This window comes from Gulbenkiania mobilis (assembly GCA_004346645.1).
GTDB lineage: Bacteria > Pseudomonadota > Gammaproteobacteria > Burkholderiales > Chromobacteriaceae > Gulbenkiania > Gulbenkiania mobilis.
In genome coordinates, this window is record SMDA01000001.1 from 341,062 (window position 1) to 360,436 (window position 19,375).

15 protein-coding genes and 2 tRNA genes are annotated in these 19,375 nt (G+C 61.9%); 6 read left to right on the forward strand and 11 right to left on the reverse strand.

The window, feature by feature from the left end:
• Window positions 1-15 precede the first annotated feature (15 nt).
• A tRNA-Asn gene (locus tag EV669_RS01685) sits at window positions 16-91 on the reverse strand.
• 204 nt (window positions 92-295) lie between these two features.
• Here EV669_RS01685 and ygfZ point away from each other — a divergent pair.
• From ygfZ to EV669_RS01700, 3 genes are all read left to right on the forward strand, one after another.
• On the forward strand, window positions 296-1,267 hold the full coding sequence (ygfZ, locus tag EV669_RS01690) for a CAF17-like 4Fe-4S cluster assembly/insertion protein YgfZ (RefSeq protein ID WP_132097719.1): 972 nt from the start codon (window positions 296-298) through the stop codon (window positions 1,265-1,267).
• 84 nt (window positions 1,268-1,351) lie between these two features.
• Window positions 1,352-1,663: an H-NS histone family protein gene (locus EV669_RS01695; RefSeq protein WP_132097720.1), complete on the forward strand. Its 312-nt coding sequence runs from the start codon at window positions 1,352-1,354 to the stop codon at window positions 1,661-1,663.
• A 203-nt stretch (window positions 1,664-1,866) separates the two neighbouring features.
• Window positions 1,867-3,492: a hypothetical protein gene (locus EV669_RS01700; protein ID WP_318271265.1), complete on the forward strand. Its 1,626-nt coding sequence runs from the start codon at window positions 1,867-1,869 to the stop codon at window positions 3,490-3,492.
• Between the two features lie 91 nt (window positions 3,493-3,583).
• Here EV669_RS01700 and EV669_RS01705 read toward each other — a convergent pair whose 3' ends face one another.
• From EV669_RS01705 to EV669_RS01740, 8 genes are all read right to left on the reverse strand, one after another.
• Window positions 3,584-4,048: an outer membrane lipoprotein gene (locus tag EV669_RS01705; protein WP_054285726.1), complete on the reverse strand. Its 465-nt coding sequence runs from the start codon at window positions 4,046-4,048 to the stop codon at window positions 3,584-3,586.
• A gap of 37 nt (window positions 4,049-4,085) precedes the next feature.
• Window positions 4,086-5,129 carry a quinone-dependent dihydroorotate dehydrogenase gene (locus tag EV669_RS01710; protein WP_054285727.1) on the reverse strand — a complete coding sequence of 348 codons (1,044 nt, stop codon included), beginning with the start codon at window positions 5,127-5,129 and terminating at the stop codon, window positions 4,086-4,088.
• A gap of 64 nt (window positions 5,130-5,193) precedes the next feature.
• Window positions 5,194-5,784 (reverse strand): malonic semialdehyde reductase, encoded by a 591-nt coding sequence (locus EV669_RS01715; RefSeq protein WP_054285728.1) that lies wholly within the window; start codon window positions 5,782-5,784, stop codon window positions 5,194-5,196.
• A gap of 25 nt (window positions 5,785-5,809) precedes the next feature.
• Complete coding sequence (gene motD, locus EV669_RS01720; protein WP_054285729.1) at window positions 5,810-6,634, reverse strand: flagellar motor protein MotD; 825 nt, start codon at window positions 6,632-6,634, stop codon at window positions 5,810-5,812.
• A gap of 18 nt (window positions 6,635-6,652) precedes the next feature.
• Complete coding sequence (locus tag EV669_RS01725; protein WP_054285730.1) at window positions 6,653-7,585, reverse strand: S49 family peptidase; 933 nt, start codon at window positions 7,583-7,585, stop codon at window positions 6,653-6,655.
• 44 nt (window positions 7,586-7,629) lie between these two features.
• Complete coding sequence (locus EV669_RS01730) at window positions 7,630-7,980, reverse strand: Rieske (2Fe-2S) protein (protein WP_132097722.1); 351 nt, start codon at window positions 7,978-7,980, stop codon at window positions 7,630-7,632.
• A complete protein-coding gene (locus tag EV669_RS01735) occupies window positions 7,959-8,615 on the reverse strand; it encodes an HAD family hydrolase (RefSeq protein WP_055433518.1) in 657 nt (218 codons plus the stop codon). The genes EV669_RS01730 and EV669_RS01735 overlap by 22 nt, the downstream gene beginning before the upstream one ends.
• The gene (locus EV669_RS01740; protein WP_054285733.1) at window positions 8,599-9,543 is read right to left on the reverse strand and encodes an RluA family pseudouridine synthase; all 945 of its coding nucleotides are present in this window, start codon (window positions 9,541-9,543) and stop codon (window positions 8,599-8,601) included. Before EV669_RS01740 ends, EV669_RS01735 begins: the two co-directional genes overlap by 17 nt.
• Window positions 9,544-10,058: 515 nt before the next feature.
• Here EV669_RS01740 and EV669_RS01745 point away from each other — a divergent pair.
• The 3 genes from EV669_RS01745 to EV669_RS01755 all read left to right on the forward strand — a co-directional run bounded on the left by EV669_RS01745 (window position 10,059) and on the right by EV669_RS01755 (window position 15,478).
• Window positions 10,059-13,265 carry an Rne/Rng family ribonuclease gene (locus tag EV669_RS01745; protein ID WP_132097723.1) on the forward strand — a complete coding sequence of 1,069 codons (3,207 nt, stop codon included), beginning with the start codon at window positions 10,059-10,061 and terminating at the stop codon, window positions 13,263-13,265.
• Window positions 13,266-13,342: 77 nt separating this feature from the next.
• Window positions 13,343-13,418: transfer RNA gene (locus EV669_RS01750), tRNA-Asn, on the forward strand.
• A gap of 512 nt (window positions 13,419-13,930) precedes the next feature.
• The gene (locus EV669_RS01755) at window positions 13,931-15,478 is read left to right on the forward strand and encodes a hypothetical protein (protein ID WP_132097724.1); all 1,548 of its coding nucleotides are present in this window, start codon (window positions 13,931-13,933) and stop codon (window positions 15,476-15,478) included.
• 362 nt (window positions 15,479-15,840) lie between these two features.
• Here the strand turns inward: EV669_RS01755 and EV669_RS01760 are convergent, their stop codons facing one another.
• Both EV669_RS01760 and EV669_RS01765 read right to left on the reverse strand, forming a co-directional pair.
• Complete coding sequence (locus tag EV669_RS01760; RefSeq protein WP_132097725.1) at window positions 15,841-18,474, reverse strand: PAS domain-containing hybrid sensor histidine kinase/response regulator; 2,634 nt, start codon at window positions 18,472-18,474, stop codon at window positions 15,841-15,843.
• A 429-nt stretch (window positions 18,475-18,903) separates the two neighbouring features.
• Window positions 18,904-19,371 (reverse strand): BON domain-containing protein, encoded by a 468-nt coding sequence (locus tag EV669_RS01765; protein WP_055433522.1) that lies wholly within the window; start codon window positions 19,369-19,371, stop codon window positions 18,904-18,906.
• Between the last annotated feature and the right edge of the window lie 4 nt (window positions 19,372-19,375).

Genomic DNA, 19,375 nt, shown 5'->3' on the forward strand with positions numbered 1-19,375 from the left:
TTTTTTGAGTAAACCTGGCTCCCCGAGCAGGGCTCGAACCTGCGACCTGCGGATTAACAGTCCGTCGCTCTACCAACTGAGCTATCGGGGAACAGCAGAGACGCGAACTATACGGATGGAGGCAGAAGCTGTCAACCCCCTGCGGACAGCGTCTCCTCGTTGAGAGGATGCGCACTGTAAGCGGCTTAAAAACCCGTTCCGGATCATGGGTTTGGACGGGTGCTTTCCGTTTGTAGGGCGGCAGGCCACGCGGTAACATTCCCTTCTTTACTCACATAAGCACGGTGGTGTTTCCATGCATTCCGTCTGGCAAGAATGGCTGAGCAGCCAAGCCCCGACCGAGATCCTTAAAACCGGTGATGTGGCCCCTGCAGCGGCTGGGCGCTTTATTCCCCTGTCAGGCTTTGCACTGCTGCGGGCCAGTGGCGAGGACGCACAGAATTTCCTGCAAAGCCAGCTTTCTAGCGATATCAGACTGATTTCATCCCAGTCGGCCCAATACAGCACCTATTCCAATGCCAAAGGCCGTATGCAAGGCAGTTTTCTGATCTGGCTTTATCAGGGTGATTATTATCTGCTGCTCAAGGCCGATATTGCCGACAGAGTGAGACAGCGTCTTTCCATGTTCATCCTGCGCTCCAAGGTCAAGCTGGAACGTGTGGATGCTGGCTGGGGCTTGGTGGGTCTCATCAGCGATGAGGCTCTGTCCGACCATGACGCTACCGGCCTGAAGGTGTCCGCCACCGAACGTGAAGTGCGCATCCAGCTGGATGCCACTTCGGCGCTGCTGCTATTTGAGTCCCCTCAGCCTGCAGACCTTGCACGCCTTGCTGCACAGATGCGGCTGGCCGACGAGGCGTTCTGGACGCTGCGTGACATCCGTGCTGGTATCGGCTGGGTATCGGCAGCCACTTATGAAGCCTTCGTGCCGCAAATGGCCAATATGGAAGTCATCGGCGCCATCAGCTTTCAGAAAGGCTGTTATCCCGGCCAGGAAATCGTTGCGCGTACCCAGTATTTGGGCAAAGTGAAACGCCGCATGTATCGGGTGCTGGCATCCATCGCCTTAGAGCCGGGGCAGCCCTTATTCGGAGAGGAAACCGGTGAACAGGCAATCGGCGCCGTGGTGGAATCGGTGGCGCTTGAAGGAGGCACCTGGGAGGGACTGGTAGTGGTGCAATCCGCTGCTTGGGAAGAAGGCGTGCATTATCAGTCTTTGCAGGGACCGCTGTTGGAAAAGCTGGAACTGCCTTATTCGGTCGATTGAAATGTTTTGCAGCCTTGACGTAATTAAAACCAGCTTATACATTTCAAAAACCTTAAAACAATACCGACACAGGTAAAACCGATTATGGATCTCTCGAAACTCGACTTTGCCGAGCTGCAAAACCTGAAAGCAGATGTAGAAGCGGAAATGAAGCGCCGCGAGCAGGAAGAGCGCACCAAGGCCAAGAAGCAGATCATGGAACTGGCTCGTACCTATGGTCTCAACCTGGAAGAAGTACTGACCAAGGTGTCCGCTGGCTCGGCCCGCAAGTCGGCCGAAGCCAAGTTCCGCCATCCGAGCCGCCCTGACATCACCTGGAGTGGTCGCGGTCGCAAGCCGGCCTGGGTGCAGGAGCATCTGGATGGTGGTGGGGCCCTGCAGGACCTGGCCATCTGAGCCGCATGCAGGTCCTACCGATAAGGCACCTCAGGGTGCCTTTTTCTTTTACGGGCTTCCTTGCCCTCGGCGGACCGAGCGGTAATAATTCAGGCACTCTGGCGCAGACTGTCCACACTTGTCGCGCTGGCCTGTCCCCTTGTTGACCGGGTTACACCATGCTTGATTTTTTCGTGCGCAATACACGCCGCAGGAATGACCCTTTGGCAGATGCCGAAGCGGCTGCGACCTGGGTTGCCGAACTCAAGGCCGAGTTCGGCTCTGCTGCGCATGAGCGTGTCACCGACCTGGTCAGTCAGGCGGTTACCGATGGTGCCTCTCCGGATGCCGGACGAATCGATGCGGTACTGAGGCTGAACCTGGACACCGCGTCGCTGCATCAGCAACTGGGTCTGCAGTACCTGATGAACGGGCGACTGCCCAAGCTGCTGGAAGAGCAGGTGCGCAGCCAGATCCTCGATTACGGTCAGGCCTTCATCTCCTTTTATCGGCTGGCCAGCCAGCCTGGCTCGGCTGCTAGCCCCGCACAGGTGGCGCTGATGCTATCGCGTAGCCTGTTTTTCCTCGGTGAGCGCGCCCGCTGGCAATTCTACCGTCACCGAGCGCCCCAAGACGGCTTCTGGCTGCAGGTGAACGAGCACTTGCGGTGCGCCGAGCAATGGAAGGCGGAAAGTCTGCCCATCTGCCTCTTCAATGAGGAACGTGGTACCACGGTGCAAGACCAGTTTCTCATCCTGCAGATGCTGGCTACGCTCACCAGCGGCAACCTGAGCACCCGCCAGCTGAATTTCAGCCATGAATTGCTGCGCTTGGTGTCAGACAGGATGACGCTGCATGCCGGTGTTCAGGAGACGTCGAGTTTCGTGGTGGACCTGCTGGCCGACCAGCCGGCGCATCGACCGCGGGCGCAGGCGGCCGGGGGGGAGTACCGCGGCTGGAGTACGGCCGACATGGTGGAAATCCTGCACGGCTGGGCTGGCAGCCTCGAAGGCGGCCGCACGCCCGAAGAGCTACGCCGACTGATCGAGCCTGGTATCGATGCCACCCTGCTGCGCGTGCTGTGCCGGGAGTGGGCGCCACGGCAGATGCTGTTTGCCCGCGCCGAGCGGGTAAGCGTGAAAGAGCGTCAGATCGAGGTGGCGCATCGTTTGCCGGTGCTTCACCGCCTGATCCGCAAGCCGGAGGAAGAGGCACGCAGCCGCGCCGCCCAAGCCGGAGAAGGCTTTGAAGAGGCGACCGACATTCGCATCTACGGTTTTGTCACCACCCGGCGGCGTGACCGCATGAGCGCGCTGGCGCCAGCTGCGGAGGCAGTGGCGCTGCATGACGAGTTCGCCAAATGGGAGCTGGACAACATCAGTCTGACTGGGTTGGGGGTGACCTTCGAGGCGCTGGGCAATGAATGGGCACAGCTGGGCACGCTGCTGGGCATTCGTCATGCCGACCATCCGGCTTGGCAACTGGGTCTGGTGCGCCGCCTGAAGCGGCAGCAGGGTAACCGGGTGTATCTGGGTATCGAGCTGCTCTCGGACCGCCCGGTGGCGGCGGCGATTCGGCCGGCCGACACGCGCGTGCTCGATCCATCGCTGGCGCCGGAACTGGTGTGGAGCGGCGGGCTGATCAGTCTTTTTGTCGCGCTCGGGAAGGGGGGCAAGACGGTGAATGCTCTCATTCTGCCGCTGAGTGCCTACACCCTGGGCAAGCAGTACGTGATGAGCGCGCGGGGGAAGTATTTCTTGGTGGCGTTGGGCAAGGTGGCGGAAAAGGGCCTGGACTGGTGTCTGGCCGAGGTCGAATTGGTTCGGACACTGCAGGGGCCGGAAGGCTGAGAAGCCGTCGACGCAAGGATAAGGTTTGAATCAAAAAGGTTGGCCGAAACCCTTCGGCCAACCTTTTTACTATGCGCTCGGGTTTGCGCGCTTACATCGGTACCACGCGGTCGTTGCCGCCACCCGTGAGCACGCGTACCCGCTGGCCGGGCGCCAGGGGGACGTCGGCTTCCTGCACGATCGAGATCATGCGGCTGCCGTTGTCGAGGCGAACGGTCACTTCCAGTGCCGTCTTGCCACCGATGTTACGCTGGGCTGCCTGGGCGCCAAGCCCGCCGATCATTGCTCCGGCAACCGACCCGGCGATCGCGCCGGTGCCACGACCAACATTGCTGCCTGCCAGACCGCCGAGGGCAGCGCCCCCCATGGTCAGAAGTTCGTTGTTGCGGCCTTCCATGCGCACGGGCTGGACCGACACCACTGTGCCGAAGTCCACGTTCTGGGCCTGACGCATCTGTGACTTGGAGTAGACGGCGGCCGAGTCGGAGCTGGCGCAGCCAGCCAGCGTGCCTAGCACGAGCGTGCCCAGCACGGCCGAGCGGATCAGTGTCTTCATTTGGGTTCTCCGGAAGCGCGGGCGTTCCGGTCCGCGTTCAGGCGACGGGAACCCCCGGGGAAAAGTGGCGCTTGATGGCGCTGGCACATTCTTCTACCAGTCCGGGTCCGCGGTAGATCAGACCGGTGTACAGTTGCACCAGCGATGCGCCGGCCTCGATCTTGGCCACCGCATCCGCGCCGGAAGAAATGCCACCAACCCCTATGATGGGCAGGGCACCGTCAAGTTCCCGGGCCAGCCGGGCAATCAGCCGGGTGGACTTGTCGCGCACCGGTGCTCCGGAGAGTCCGCCGGCTTCTTCGGCCAAGGGGTGTCCGGCGATCGCATCGCGTGCAAGCGTGGTATTGGTGGCAATGACCCCGTCGATGCCGTGGGCTACCAGTAGCCGGGCAATGTCGGCTACCTCACCGTCGTTCAGGTCAGGAGCGATCTTCACCGCCAGCGGTACGTAGCGCCCGTGCTTCTGCGCCAGCCGCTCCTGTTCCCCCTTGAGCAGCGCCAGCAGCTGGGCTAGTTCGTCCGCGCCTTGCAACTGACGCAGGTTCTTGGTGTTGGGGGAGGAGATGTTGATCGTTACGTAACTTGCGTAAGCGTAGACCTTGTCCAGACAGGTCAGGTAGTCGTCCGCCGCATTCTCGATGGGGGTGGTGGCGTTCTTGCCGATGTTGATGCCTAACACACCTTTGAAGCGGCATTCCTGCACGTTACGCAGCAGCACATCCACGCCTTGGTTGTTGAAACCCATCCGGTTGAGGATGCCCTGGTGTTCCGGTACCCGGAACAGGCGCGGCCGCGGATTGCCCGCCTGCGGACGGGGCGTTACGGTGCCGATCTCGAGAAAGCCGAAGCCGAGCGCGGCCAAGCCGTCGATGCTCGAGCCGTTCTTGTCCACGCCGGCTGCCAGCCCCACCGGGTTGGGAAATGTTAGTCCCATTGCCTTTACCGGCATGCGCACTATGGGCTTGGCCATCAGGTTGTCCAAGTGGGCGCGATGGGCAAGGTTCAACAGGCCAAGCGTGGTGTTGTGCGCCAATTCTGCGTCGAGGCGAAAAAGTAGCGGGCGCAGAAGCGGGTAGAGCATGGAGCGTCTCCGGACAGGAAAATGCCCGGATTATACCGGGCAGATCAGGGTTGGCCGAAATGGCTTATTCGAGGCGGCAGGCTTCGTCAAAAGCCAGCCGCGGTGATCGGGGGTAAAGACGGCTGGGGTCGCCGTAACCCAGGTTGACGAGGAAGTTGGACTTCACGCGCCCGTCTGGGAAGAACTCGGCATCGAGCCCGGCGGCGTCAAAGCCCGACATCGGGCCACAGTCCAGCCCCAGCGCCCGGGCAGCCAGCATCAGGTAGGCGCCCTGCAGCGAGCTGTTGCGAAAAGCGGTGGCCTCGATGGCGGTCGGGTTGCCGGCAAACCAGCTACGTGCGTCGGCATGCGGAAACAGTCGGGGCAGTTCCTCATAGAACGCCATGTCCTGCGCCACAATCACCGTCACCGGCGCGCTCATCGTCTTCTCGACGTTACCTTCGGAGAGATAGGGTTGCAGCCGGGCCTTGCCTGCGGGCGTGTGTACGAATACGAAGCGTGCCGGAGAGGCATTGGCACTGGTCGGGCCGAACTTCACCAGTTCATACAGTTGGTGCAGGGTCTGCACACTCACCGGACGATCTTGCCAGGCAGAATGCGTACGGGCTTCGGTGAACAGTTGGGCCAGGGCGGCTGGATCGAGCGGAGTGGGCACGTGAGGCTCCTCTGGTTCTGTGGGATCAAGGGGTGCCTGCGGCAGAGGCGGAAGCGGGGTGCTGTGCTTCTTGCAGGGCTTCTATCGGCAGCGCCTGGGCCTCTTCGTGCGTCTTGGAACTGACGGTGATCGACACGCGACGGTTGCGTGCCCGGCCTTCGGCGCTGTCGTTGGCGGCTACCGGCTGGTTGGAGGCGCGTCCTACGGCCACCAGGCGCGACGGGTCGATGCCGTTTTCCACGAAAAGACGCACCACGCTGCCGGCGCGCGCCGCCGAAAGCTCCCAGTTGGACGGGAAGACGGGGTTGCTGATCGGGATGTTGTCGGTAAAGCCTTCCACGCTGACGGAGTTGTCCACCCGGGCCAGGATCTGGGCCATCTGCGCCAGCACCCGTTGCGACTGCGGAGCGGGGATGGCCTGGCCGACCGGGAACAGTGCGGTATCGCGGATCTCGATCACCACTCCCTTGTCACTTTGGGTGATCTTGACCTGGCCGCCCTTCACCAGTGGGTCCATCAGCTTCTGAAGATCGCTGGCCAGGGCGCCCAGCTTCTGGTTCTCGCGCACCTGCATCTCGCTCTTCACGCTGCGGGCGATCGGCTTGGCATGAGGTACTTCAACCATGGTGTTGGCGCCGCCGGAGGGTGGCACCGTCTGCAGATTCATGGTGGATCCGGTGCGAAAAGCATCCAGAATGGCGGACGAAAGCACACGGTACTTGCCTTCGTTTACCGAGGAGATCGCATACATCACTACGAAGAAGGCAAACAGCAGCGTGATGAAGTCGGCGTACGAAACCAGCCAGCGCTCGTGGTTCTCGTGCTCTTCTTCCTGCTTTCTGCGTGCCATGCCTTCCTCGTCAGGGGGTCAGTACCAGCGGGTCTTGAAGAAAGACTGTACTCCATCGGCGAAGCTTACGCCAAACTGTCGCACGAACCGGTCGGGCAGGGCGGGGCTGGGGGTCACGTCCACGATGGCCGACGACTTGATGACGTCGCGCGCCACCGACTCAACCGAGCCGTAGCCGTCTGCCAGTCCCAGTGGCAGGCTTTTCTCGCCGATCCACACCCGTCCGCTGAAGAGCTCCGGGTCGTCCTTCAGGCGGTTGCCGCGGCCGTTCTTCACTGCTTGGATAAACTGGGCATGGATGGCATCCAGCATCTCCTGACGGATGGCTTCGTGGCGCGGATTACGCGGGGAGAAAGGGTCGCCCATGCCCTTGTTGGCACCGGAGGTCTGCAGACGACGCTCCACCCCCATTTTCTCCATCAGCCCGGTTAGCCCGAAGCCGTCCGATAGCACACCGATGGAGCCGACGATGCTCGCCTTGTCCACATAGATCCGGTCTGCAGCGGAGGCGATGTAATAGCAGCCCGAGGCGCACATTTCCTCCACCACCACATACACCGGCACCGAAGGATGCAGCTTCTTGAGGCGTCGCATTTCATCGTACACGATGCCGGAGAGCACCGGACTGCCCCCAGGGCTGTTGGCACGGATGACGATACCTTTGGTACCGGTGTCGTCGTAAGCATCCTTCAGCGCCTCGATCATCATCTCAGCCGTGTCGTTTTCGGTGCTGATCTCACCGTTGAGGTTGATCAGCGCAGTGTAGCCGCTTCCCTCCAGGCGCTCCGCCGCACGCTTACCTCCCCAGAGGCTGGCGATCAGCACCAGGAAGAAGACCAGCCACACCAGCCGGAAGAAGATGCGCCACCGCCGTGCACGGCGCTGTTCTACCAGCGCGGCCATGGCAAGTTTCTCAACAAGATCACGTTCCCAGTTCGGGTTGTCGTTCACGCTCTCACTCCATTGTCTGCAGTGGGCCAGGCCCACCGGTTCGTTCAATTCCCTGCCGGGACGGACAGCAGCCACACACTGCCGTCCTCTTCCGTTACCCCCACCGGCATCAACCGCGCGCCCCGGCACGGGCCGCTCACGCAGACGCCGGTATCGGCGGCGTACAGCGCACCATGCATGCTACAGACGAGGTAGTGGCCGCTGAGGTCGAAGAAGCGGCCGTCGGACAGGTCGAGTTCCACCGGTATGTGGCGGCATGCGTTGAGATAAGCACGCACCGTGCCCTGGTAACGCACTGCGAAGGCCGCCTGGCCGGCTACTTCGAAACGCAAGCCGGGGCCGCCTTCAACAAGGTTGGCCGAAGGGCAGAGGCTCAGGCGTTCGGGTGCAGCCATGCGGAAAAGTCCCGGTACCGGTCAAAAAGAGCCAAGGGGCCACAGGCTTCCAGTTGCGGGCGCGGGTGCGCGCCGTAGGTTACACCCACCGCAGGGGTGCGCGCCTCGCGGGCCATCAGCAGGTCATGCGTCGTATCTCCTACCATCAGCGTGCGGGCAGTCTCCACTCCAAGCTGCTCGGTCAGCGACAGCAGCATCGCTGGATGCGGTTTGGAAGGGCACTCGTCCACAGTGCGGGTGGCATCGAAGAGTTCGCCCAGTCCGGTCGCTTCCAGCAGGCGGTTGAGGCCGGCGCGGCTGTTTCCGGTAGCTACCGCCAGGAACACACCCGAGGCTTTCAGGGCTGCCAGGCTCTCGCGCACCCCGTCGAACAGCGTGATCTGCCCCTCGGTGGCACGATAGTGTACCCGGAAGGCATCCACCATCTCTTCATAGCGCTCGGCCGGCAGGGTGGGGCAGGCATAGCGCAGCGCATCGGACAGCTTCAGGCCGATGACATGACTGGCCCGTTCGCGCTCCGGCACCGGCAGGCCCAGGTCGGCGCAGGCAGCCTGGATGGAGCGAGTGATGTGCGCGGTGGAGTCCATCAGCGTGCCATCCCAGTCGAACACGATCAGGTCATAGTTGTGGCGCATGGCGGCGCAGGCTCTCCAGATAGCGGTTGAGTTCGGCTGGGAGGGGGGCGCTCAGGTCCAAGGGTTCGTCACTGAGCGGGTGGGGCAGCTTCAGCGACCTGGCATGCAGGAACATCCGCTTGAGCCCCTGGCGCGCCAGTTCGCGGTTGGCCGAAAAGTCACCGTAGCGCTCGTCGCCTGCGATCGGACAGCCCATGGCCTGCATGTGCACCCGTATCTGGTGCGTACGGCCGGTGCGCAGCAGCGCCTCCACCAGGGTGAAGTCCGCAAAGCGCTCCTCCACCGTGAATACCGTGTGGGCGTACTGGCCGTCCTCCTGGACGCGTACCCGCTTCTCGCCCTCCGGCGTATTCCACTTGTGCAGCGGAAGTTTGACATGTCGCCGTCCTTCCGGCCAAGCACCCAATCCCAGTGCCGCATAGCGTTTTTCCGGCACGTCGTTGCGAATCATCTCATGCAGGCGCACCAGCGCAGAACGCTTCTTTGCCACCATCAGGAGGCCCGAAGTCTCACGGTCCAAGCGATGCACCAGTTCCAGGTAGCGGGCTTCCGGGCGCGCGCGGCGCAGTTGCTCGATCACACCGAACGACACCCCACTGCCGCCATGGACGGCCACGCCCGCCGGTTTGTCGATCACCAGCAAAGCCTCGTCCTCGTACACCACCGGAAAGTGTCCGGGGGGCACGACCTTCTCCTCGCGCTCGGCTATGCGCACCGGAGGCAGGCGTACCTCGTCCCCCGGTTCCAGCCGGTAGGCGGCATCCACCCGCCCCTTGTTCACACGCACCTCGCCCGAGCGCAAGATGCGATAGACGTGGCTCTTGGGCACGCCTTTAAGCAGACGGATCAGGAAGTTGTCGATCCGCTGTCCCGCGTCGGTTTCGTCAACCGTATGAAAGGTTACGGACTCTTTGCGAATATTGGTCATATTGCTTATACTTCGAACGCTCGATTGCGGGCTTTTACGACGCAATCGCAGCCCAAACCGGAAAGTCAGGCCGCCGCCGGGAAGGTGCGCGGTGCTGCTGTGGGAATGTTGCCGGGCCGGCAGGGAAACCCCCTGACCTGACGCCCGGTATCCGGCCACAGCCAAGGTTGTCTCGCTCACCGAGAAGCAGCGATGGTAAAGCATTTGAACGCGTTACGCACTCATCAATTCCATTTCCTGTACGCAAGCCCGGCAGGGAATCGTGCAGCAAAGTTTGACCCGGCGTAGCCTGTCTCGCCCTCCCTTAATTCCGGCATCCACTGGCCAGTCGCCAGCGTGAGTCGGAATGACGGCGTCCCAGGCTGCGTAACAATGACTAGAAGTAGGCTTGCCCGCCCGCAACACCAGACGCTCTTTAGACTGACACTTCTTGAATCGGAAAGCGCCCATTTCAATCTCTGGGCCGTCAAATACTGGCTGCGTCCTTGCGTGAGTGCTACGCAGGGAAGTAAACAATGAAACGCATGCTGTTTAACGCAACGCAGGCTGAAGAGCTGCGCGTTGCCATCGTCGATGGGCAGAAGCTCATCGACCTCGATATCGAAACCGTCGGCAAGGAACAACGCAAGGGCAACATCTACAAGGGCACGATCACCCGGATCGAACCCTCGCTGGAGGCCTGCTTTGTCGACTACGGTACCGACCGCCACGGTTTCCTGCCTTTCAAGGAAGTCTCCCGCGCCTATTTCCAGAACTATGACGGCGGCCGACCGCGCATTCAGGACGTGCTGCGCGAAGGCATGGAAGTCATCGTGCAGGTGGAAAAGGACGAGCGTGGCAACAAGGGCGCCGCACTGACCACCTACATCAGCTTGGCTGGTCGCTATTTGGTGCTGATGCCCAACAATCCCCGTGGCGGTGGCGTGTCCCGCCGTATCGAGGGGGAGGAGCGTCAGGAGCTGAAGGACCTGCTGTCCCAGCTGGAAGTGCCCCAGGGCATGAGCCTGATCGCCCGTACCGCAGGCATTGGACGCAGCCTGGAAGAACTGGAATGGGATCTCGGCTATCTGCTGCAGCTGTGGCGTGCCATCGAGTCCGCCGCTGGCGCCCAGAATGCCCCTTTCCTGATCCTGCAGGAAGGCAGCCTCGTCATCCGTGCCATCCGAGACTACTATCATCCCGACATCGGCGAAATCCTGATCGATACCGAGGAAATCCACGATCAGGCCTGCCAGTTCATGCGCCACGTGATGCCCAACACGCTCAGCCGCGTGAAACTGTATCAGGACCACGTGCCGCTCTTCTCCCGCTTCCAGATCGAGCACCAGATCGAAACCGCCTTCGCCCGCAGCGTGCAGTTACCTTCGGGCGGCGCGATCGTGATCGACCACACCGAGGCGCTGGTTTCCATCGACGTCAACTCGGCCCGCTCCACCAAAGGTGCGGATATCGAGGAAACCGCCTTGCGCACCAACCTGGAGGCGGCGGAGGAAATTGCACGCCAGCTGCGCCTGCGCGACTTGGGCGGGCTGATCGTGATCGACTTCATCGATATGGAGAACCAGAAAAACCAGCGTGAAGTCGAGAACCGCCTGCGTGACGTGCTCAAGCATGACCGTGCACGCGTCCAGATGGGGAAACTCTCCCGCTTTGGCCTGTTGGAGCTCTCCCGTCAGCGCCTGCAGCCGAGCCTGGGTGAGACCAGTCACGAGCCGTGCCCGCGTTGCCACGGCATTGGCTTTATCCGTGGCACCGAATCCTCGGCACTGCACATCCTGCGCATCATTCAGGAAGAGGCGATGAAGGACAACACGGGCGCTGTGCATGCACAGGTACCGGTAGACGTAGCCACCTTCCTCCTCAATGAGAAGCGCACCGAACTCTATTCGCTGGAAGAGCGTCTGGGCGTCAGCATCATCCTGGTGCCGAATATCCATCTGGAAACGCCACATTACAAGATCGTACGCGTTCGCAACGATGACCTGACCGAAATCGGCGATGAGCCCAGCTATCTGCGGGTAGAAATGCCCGAGGAAGAATCGCTGGCCACCTTCGGCCAAGCCAAGCCGAAGCTGGAGCGGCAGGAAGCAGCCGTCAAGGGCATCACACCGTTGCAGCCAGCCCCGCAGGCGGCTCCTCAGCCCGAGCCACGCCGTGCTGCTGCCCCTGCAACGGAAGTGTCCGGTGGTGGGCTCTTCGGACGTATCGTGTCGATGGTGAAGGGACTGTTTGCCGCCTCCGAGACTGCGCCGGCCACGCCCGAACGCAAGAAGTCGCCGCAGCAGCCGCGTGAAGCGGGCGGCCGGAACAATGGTCGCGCTGGCACCCGAACTGGCGGAAGCAATGGCGAGCGCCGTGGTAACAACGGGCCCCGCCGCGAGCGCAACGGTGCGCCCGGTGGCGAGGACAAACGCCGTACCGCTGTGTCGGAGGGCCGCGACAACGCAGGGCGCGAAGATGCGCGCACTGCCGAGCGCACGACTGAGCCGCGCCAGAGCGAGAACCGCACGGGTGAGAGCCGAGCTCCGCGCGCCGAGCGTGGCGAACGCAACGAGCGTAACGAGAATGGTCGCCGTGAGCGGCGGGAACGTGAGCCGCGTGAAGGTCGGGAACTGCGCGACACTGGTGCTGTGCCGACTTCGAGTGAGGGGGAGAAGGCCCCGGAAAGCCGTCGTCGCACGGAGCGCACCGACCGTGCCGATCGTACCGATCGTACCGAGCGTACCGAGCGTACCGATCGTACCGATCGTACCGAGCGTACCGAGCGTACCGAGCGTACCGAGCGTACCGAGCAGCGAGATCCCGAAGCCCTGATCCCGCTGCAGATGGATGCGGTCGAGGGGACTGAGGCTGTACCCCAGACCCTGGAAAACGGTGAGCAGGCCGAGAAGAGTGAGCGCCGTCGTCGTCGCAGCCGCCGTGATCGCCGTCGGGAGCCGTCGGATGAGAACACCCAGCGTGAAGACACGCCGGAGGCCACCGAGGGGGCAGAAGTCTCCTCCCAGGAAGCCGAAGTGGCTGGACCGGTTCAGGAAACGGTGCTGCCTGAGGTGGAAGGTGAAGAAGCCCGTGAGCGCAAGAGGGACGCTGCCGCAGCGGAAGCAGCCACTGGGTACAGTGTGAGCAGCGAACCCGTTCAGGCTGTCGAATCGACTGCACCGGTGGCGCAGCCGGTTGAGACCGTCGTAGTGGTTAAGGAAGAGAAAACCGTTACTATCGAGACCGAGTCTGTCCGCACAGCCGCAGTAGCCCAAGTGCCTCAAACGACTGAGCTTTCCGAAACCGCCGAGGTCGCTGAGAGTCACGAGGTTTTGCCTACCGCTGAAAAAGCGGGCACGGCTATGGACGCACCTGCACCGCACCTAGAGGAAACCGTGCCGGCGATGGAAGAGGCTGTACTGGATGCCAAGCCGGAAGAAGAGCAGGCCCAAGTACAAGCCGCTTCCTCGACCGTGGAGGACGCAGCTGTGGTCGAGGTTGCCACGGAACCGGCAGAGCCGGTGAAGCCGCAAGCTCAAGAGGTGCCGGTTCAGGTCCAAGACGTCCAGGCGGCTGGGTTGGTGATGGTGGTGACGCGCCCCTCGGCTGCCCCTGTCGAGGCTGTCGAGCCCGTCGTGCCGGCAGGTGTACGGCGTCGCGACCGTAAACCTTCCGGGGCAGGTGAGGCTGTCGAACCTGTGCAGCTGGTTCAGGTACAGACGCAGACGCGCCAACCGGAGTGAAGTACCTAGCCTGCGAGCCTAAAGGGGCTTGACAGGCTTGGGAGGGGGCTCTACAATGAGCTCCTCTTTACGGCAATTCCCTGATAGCTCAGTTGGTAGAGCGACGGACTGTTAATCCGCAGGTCGCAGGTTCGAGCCCTGCTCGGGGAGCCAAGCATTCAACGCCCTGACCACCATGGTCAGGGCGTTTTGCATTGTGCCTGGTTTTCGGCTTCTGTGGGCATGGGGTGATTGTCGATCAGGCCGCCCGGCTTATGCCTACCGCTGTTACCGGTTTTTTTACCCCCCTTTGATCAACGCGTCTTCTGTTGACCGGGTTTCCCTCCTTCCTGCTGCTGGGCTGTATAGGACTTTCTAAAGCACGCTTCGCTGTTTCGCAGACGTTTTGCGGTTTTCTGCGTTCTTAAAGTGTTTTTCTGTCTCTGATCGTTCTCGCCTTGCTCCTTCAAGACAAAAAAGAAATGCCAAGGGTATTTGTAAGCCTTTTTTAAAGGCAGGAATGGGGATTGCTGCGCAGTAAGCACTGCCAGGCCCCTTCCGTTACAGACTCACTCGCTGTATTGAATGTAAAAGCCCGACCTCTAGGATGAAGACCATTCAGTGCATTCCTCTGGCGGAGGGCAGGGCCAGGCAGCAATCCTGCAATCAACCGAAAGGACAGTACGATGAATCAACGCAACTACGGGGATCAGCGTCGCGACAACGGTTTTGGCGATCAAGGATCGCAGTATCAGTCCGGCTCCAGCCAATGGCAAATCCGGGGTGAGCAGGGCGGCCGCGGTATCGAGTCGGAACGTGGTGGTTTCGGCGGTACCAGCTTCGGCGGAAATCAGGGCTATGAGAACGGTGGCGCTGCCTATGGCTCGGGGCGTGGCCAGTATGGTCAGTCCGGTGGGCAGGAATATGGCAGTAGCCAGGGTTATGAAGGCAATGGTGGCGCCTATGGTAGCCAGGGCAGCGGCCAATCCTTTGGGGGCAGCCAGAACCAGTACGGCGGCCAGTCCCAAGGCGGTTACCAAGGCGGCCAAGGTGCACAGTTCGGTAGCTACGGCGGTGGCGCCTCCTATGGCTCGCAAGGCAATGACTACGGTAGCGGCAACCTCTTCGGTTCCAACAACCAGTCTTCGGGAGCCCAGTCCTTCGGCGGCTATCAGGGTGGCCAGTACGGTGGAGGCTCGCAAGGCGGCCAGTACGGCACCTACCAAGGTGGCCAGTTTGGTGGCGGTGGTTCACACGGCTCGGGCAGCTACGGTAGCCAAGGTGGTTTCCAGGGTGGGCAGTATGGCGGCCATCAAGGTCATCAAGGCGGCCAGTACGGCGGACACCAGAGCTATCAGGGCGGTCAGTACGGTGATCAACAAGGTTATCAGGGTGGCCAGTATGGCGGCAGCCAGCAGGGTATGCATGGCATGAGCCATCAGTCGCCGGCAGGCGGACAGGGACAATACGGCCAGTTCAATACCGGCGCTTATCAAGGCAGCAGTTCGCTTGGTGGCGGCCAGTCTTCGATGGGTTCGATGGGTCAGCAGGGCTACGGTTACAGCCAGCAGGGCACCGGGGACAGCTACGGCCTGGGCGGTACCGGTGGCAGCATGACCGGTCAGTACGGTTCGTACAATCAGTACGGTAATAACGGTCAGCAAGGCAGCATGGGCCAGAGCATGGGTGGCATGGGCGGTGCGATGCACCACGACCATGATTACCACCAGTGGCGTAGCGAGCAGATGCGCAAACTGGACGATGACTATCATAACTGGCGCCAAGAGCGGTACCGCAAGTTCTCGGACGAGTTCAACGAATGGCGCCGCAATCGTGAAAACTCCCAAGGTCAAGGCAGCAGCGGCTCCCATCAAAACCAAGGCAGCAGCGGCTCGATGAGTAGCAGCGGTGGCACGTCGTCCATGGGGAGCTCGTCGATGTCGGGCTCGGGTGACCATGCATCTTCCGGCAGCACCCTGGGGGGCTCGTCGATGTCCTCGGGTTCCACCGGCGGGTCTTCTAATGCCGGCAGCGCGTCTACCGGCTCGTCGATGTCTTCCGGCTCGGGCAGCAGTACGCTTTCGGGCTCGGGCAGTCAGTCGGGCTCCGATCTGTCGGCTTCGTCCAGCGGCAGCTCCAGCATCAGCGGTGGCAGCAATACCGGCTCGGCTTCGTCGAGCAGCAGCAAGGAAAGCTCGGGCACTTCGAGCAAGTCCGGTAAGTCCTCGTCCTAAGGGCGATGAACCGTTGCTACCCGGTGGGTAGCAACGGTAATCAAAGAGAAGCCACATCCTCGGATGTGGCTTTTTCATGTCTACTGCGCAGGGCTAAGGATAGGGCCCGCCGCGCACAAGGGCTATGGTTAGGGTTGGCCGAAAGCCTTTCACGGCTTCTGGCAGCCGCTACCGTAGGGGTACCGCACCTCCAGAACGTGCTCGGCCCGCTCCTCTGGGGTGTCCCGCCCTGCTTGGGGGGCTGCTAGGAATAGAAGAAAAAGCCACCTACGAGGAGGTGGCTTTTTCATGTCGACTGCGCAGGGCTAGGGGTAGGGCCTGCTGCGCACCAAGGGCTATGGTCAGGGTTGGCCGAAGACCTTTCAGGGCTTCTGACGGCCGCTACCATAGCTGTGCAGCACCTCCAAAACGTGCTCGGCCAGCTCCTCTGGCCCGACCGCTGCCTTGCTCAGATGCAGCTGGAAACCAGCTGCCAGCGCCTTCAGGCGGTCTTCAGGGCGGCCATAGGCGGTGAGGGCGATGGCGGGTAGCAGTCTGCGGCCTTCTTCCTTCTCTCGCCGTCTCAGTTCGCGCACCAGATCGTAGCCGTCGAGCTCCGGCAGCCCGATGTCGGAGATCAGCACATCAGGCTGCTGTCGCTCCAGTTGTGACAGAGCCGCTTCCACCGAGTCGGCCGCCCATACTTCGGCGCCAAAGCCTGTGAGCGTTTTCACCACCACTTCTCTCGCATCGGTTTCATCGTCGACCACGAACAGGCGCAAGCCGGCCAGTTTCGGACCGCCAGCCGGGGTAGCCGCCGCGGAGTCTGTCTGCTCGAGCGCCATCGGTGTTTCACCGGGCTGGACCACGATCGGCAGGCGGACGGTAAAGGTAGCGCCCTTGTCCACGCCTTCGCTGTGGGCGCTGACGGTACCGCCGTGCATTTGCACCAGCTGGCGCACGATGGCCAGGCCCAGCCCCAGCCCCAGCTTGCGCTTGCTGCCAGCGGGCGATTGCCGGAAGCGCTCGAAGATCAGCGGCAGATATTCAGGCGGAATGCCCTGTCCGGTGTCGGCGATGCTGATTTCCAGCTGTGCGCCCAGCTTGCGCACCGATACATCGATTTGTCCTTCATCCGGGGTGAACTTCACCGCATTGGAGAGCAGGTTCCAGATGATCTGCTGCAGGCGGTCGGGGTCGGCCATCAGCTTAATGCCGCTCTCGTCGAAATGGGTATCGATGCGGATACCCCGTGCTTCGGCGCCGGCACGCACGGTGTCGATGGCGGCGCGGGTGATGGCATATGGGTCCACGCTGCGCGCCTCCAGGCGCAGCTTGCCGGCCACGATGCGGGAAACATCCAGCAGGTCATCGATCAGCTTGGTTTGGGTGCGGGCGTTGTTGTGGATGCGGCCGATAGCCTTTTTCACCTCCTCGGGCGGCAGCTTGTTACTCTCGATCAGGTGTAGCCAGCCGAGCATCGAGTGCAGGGGCGTGCGCAGTTCATGCGAGACGGTCGCCAGGAATTCGTCCTTCAGGCGATTGGCTGCCTCCGCTTCCGCCCGGGCCTCGCGCTCGGCCTCCAGGAGCAGCATGCGTTCGCGTTCGGCTTCCTTCTTGTCTGTAATTTCTTCGCACACCACCCCCAGCGCGCTGATGCGCCCGTTGAAGCGGATCGGGAAGTAGCTGACCGACCAGGCCCGTAGGCGGCCGTTCTCGGCGGGTGTCATGCCGCTGACTTCGTGGCCGATGACGTGCTCGCCGGTTTCGGCCACCGTGCGCAGGGTGCGTGAGACCGCCTGTTCCACATCCGGCAGCAGTTCCTCCACGGTTCGGCCAAGGTGCTCCTCCTGGGGGATGCCGTTGATCTGGGCCAGGGCTTCGTTGACCCGGATGAAGCGCAGATCAAGGTCGAACAGGGCCAGGCCCAGCGGGGCCTGAGTGAATACCGTGTCGAACAGTGCCTGTGCCGAGGCCAGATCCTGGGTGAGCGCTTGACGCTGGCGCTCGAACTCATACTCGGTCCGGATGTCGCGTAGCACCACCACGCATCCTACCCGAGCACCCGAGGCATCGCGGATCGGAGTGGCCGTCAACGCCACCGGCAGGGTCTGGCCGTCGCGGTTGATGAGCTGCAGGCTGCTGCCGGGCGCCGGGGTGCCTTCTTCGGCCAACGCTGCGTCCAGGATACGCGTATCCAAGGGTAGGCCATGTTCATCGGCCAGCTGCAATACCGCCGCGAGCGGTTGGCCGATGGCGTCCTGTTCGCTCCAGCCGGTCAGCTCGCCGGCCAGGTTATTGACCAGCAGGATCTGACCACCGTTGTCCACGGTAATCACGCCATCGCCAATGCTCTCCACCGTGGCCTGCCACCATTTCTGCTGATTCTGCAGCCGGGCATGTACCGCCTCGAGTTCGGCAGTGCGTGCCACCACGCGCTGCTCCAGCTCAGCCTGGGTCTGACGCAGGGCTTCTTCCACACGGCGGCGCTCCTCCACCTCCGCTTCCATCTGTTCGATGCTGGGTACCTGCAGTGCCTTGGGCATGATCGACATCAGCGCCAGTGCGGTGCCGATGGATACCACTGCCGTTACCAGCTTGATCACGCCGGAAAGCCAGTAGTAGGGGTACCAGAGCGTGAGCACTTCCACGAAGTGGGTGGTGCCACAGCTGATGATGAAGGCGCCAAAGAGCAGCAGCAGCCAGTTGAAAGGCAGATCGCGGCGGCGCCGCACGAAATACACCAGGACGGCCGGGATGGCGAAGTATGCCAGCCCGATCAGCAGGTCGGAGACTACGTGCAACTGCAGCACACCCGGCATCCAGGTGTAGCACACGCCATGAGGCAGGAAACCGCTGCGGGAGAATAGCAGCCCCTTGTTGTTGAGGATGGCAAGGATTACCAGAAGCACGAGTGTTCCGGCGGTGAGGGCAATCCTCAGCCACACACGGCTGCTTTCGGGAAGGGTTTTTTTCATCAGGATGGTCGCTTCATCGGAAAGCTGGGTCTTGGGCATTCTAAACAAACCCCTTGCAAAGGAAAGGGCGCGCAAAAAAAGCGCCCCGCTCAATGGCGGGGCCCAAGGACGGGAAGAGGAGAGAGAGAAGATCAATAAGCAGACTTATTGATCTGAAGTCTGCTTGACGGTGGGAGCCATCAGGGCAGACCTCACTCTCCGAAGTAGCAAGACATATGCCCGGACTGCCTGATGCATCGCTGTAGACACCTGCTCTGGCATTTAAGGTCGCGAACACCTTGTGCAATGCGGCATCTGCGCTGGTGCGCCGTGGCGCGGGGCAGCCTCCACACCAATGATGGCGTGTCACGCAGGGGGCGCGAATTTTAAACACTGTAAATACTGCGGACCGGACATCGGTAAAAACAGACAAAAACAGGACAGGGCGGTGCCCTGTCCTGTCTGTGCGAAGCGGAAAACGCGGCGCGTTTATTTGGCCGTCAGCTGGTTTTCGACCGATTTGACGCCCTCGACGGTCTTGGCGATCTCTTCGGCACGTGTCTTCTGCGCGGTATCAGTGTTGCCCTTCAGGGTGACGACCCCATCCTTGGTGTCGACATTGATGTTCAGGCCCTTGACGGTTTCGTCGGCGAGCAGCGCAGCCTTCACCTTGGTGGTGACGGTGGCATCATCGATCGCCTGGCCAGCGTTGCTGGCGGCATTACTGGCTTCCTGGCCTGCGTTGTTCATGGCCCCGCTTGCGCTGTCCATGGCCGAGGCAGTGGCAGCACGCGCGTCGCTAGCAGCATTTTCCATGCTTTGGCCAACTGCCGAAGCAGCCTCGGAGGTTTCCTGGCTGACGTTTTCACGGTCCGAGCGGTTGCAGGCGGCAAGACCTGCAACCATCAGGAGGGCAATGGTGAGCTTGGTGGCAGAGGTGCGCAAGGTAAGGGACATGTTG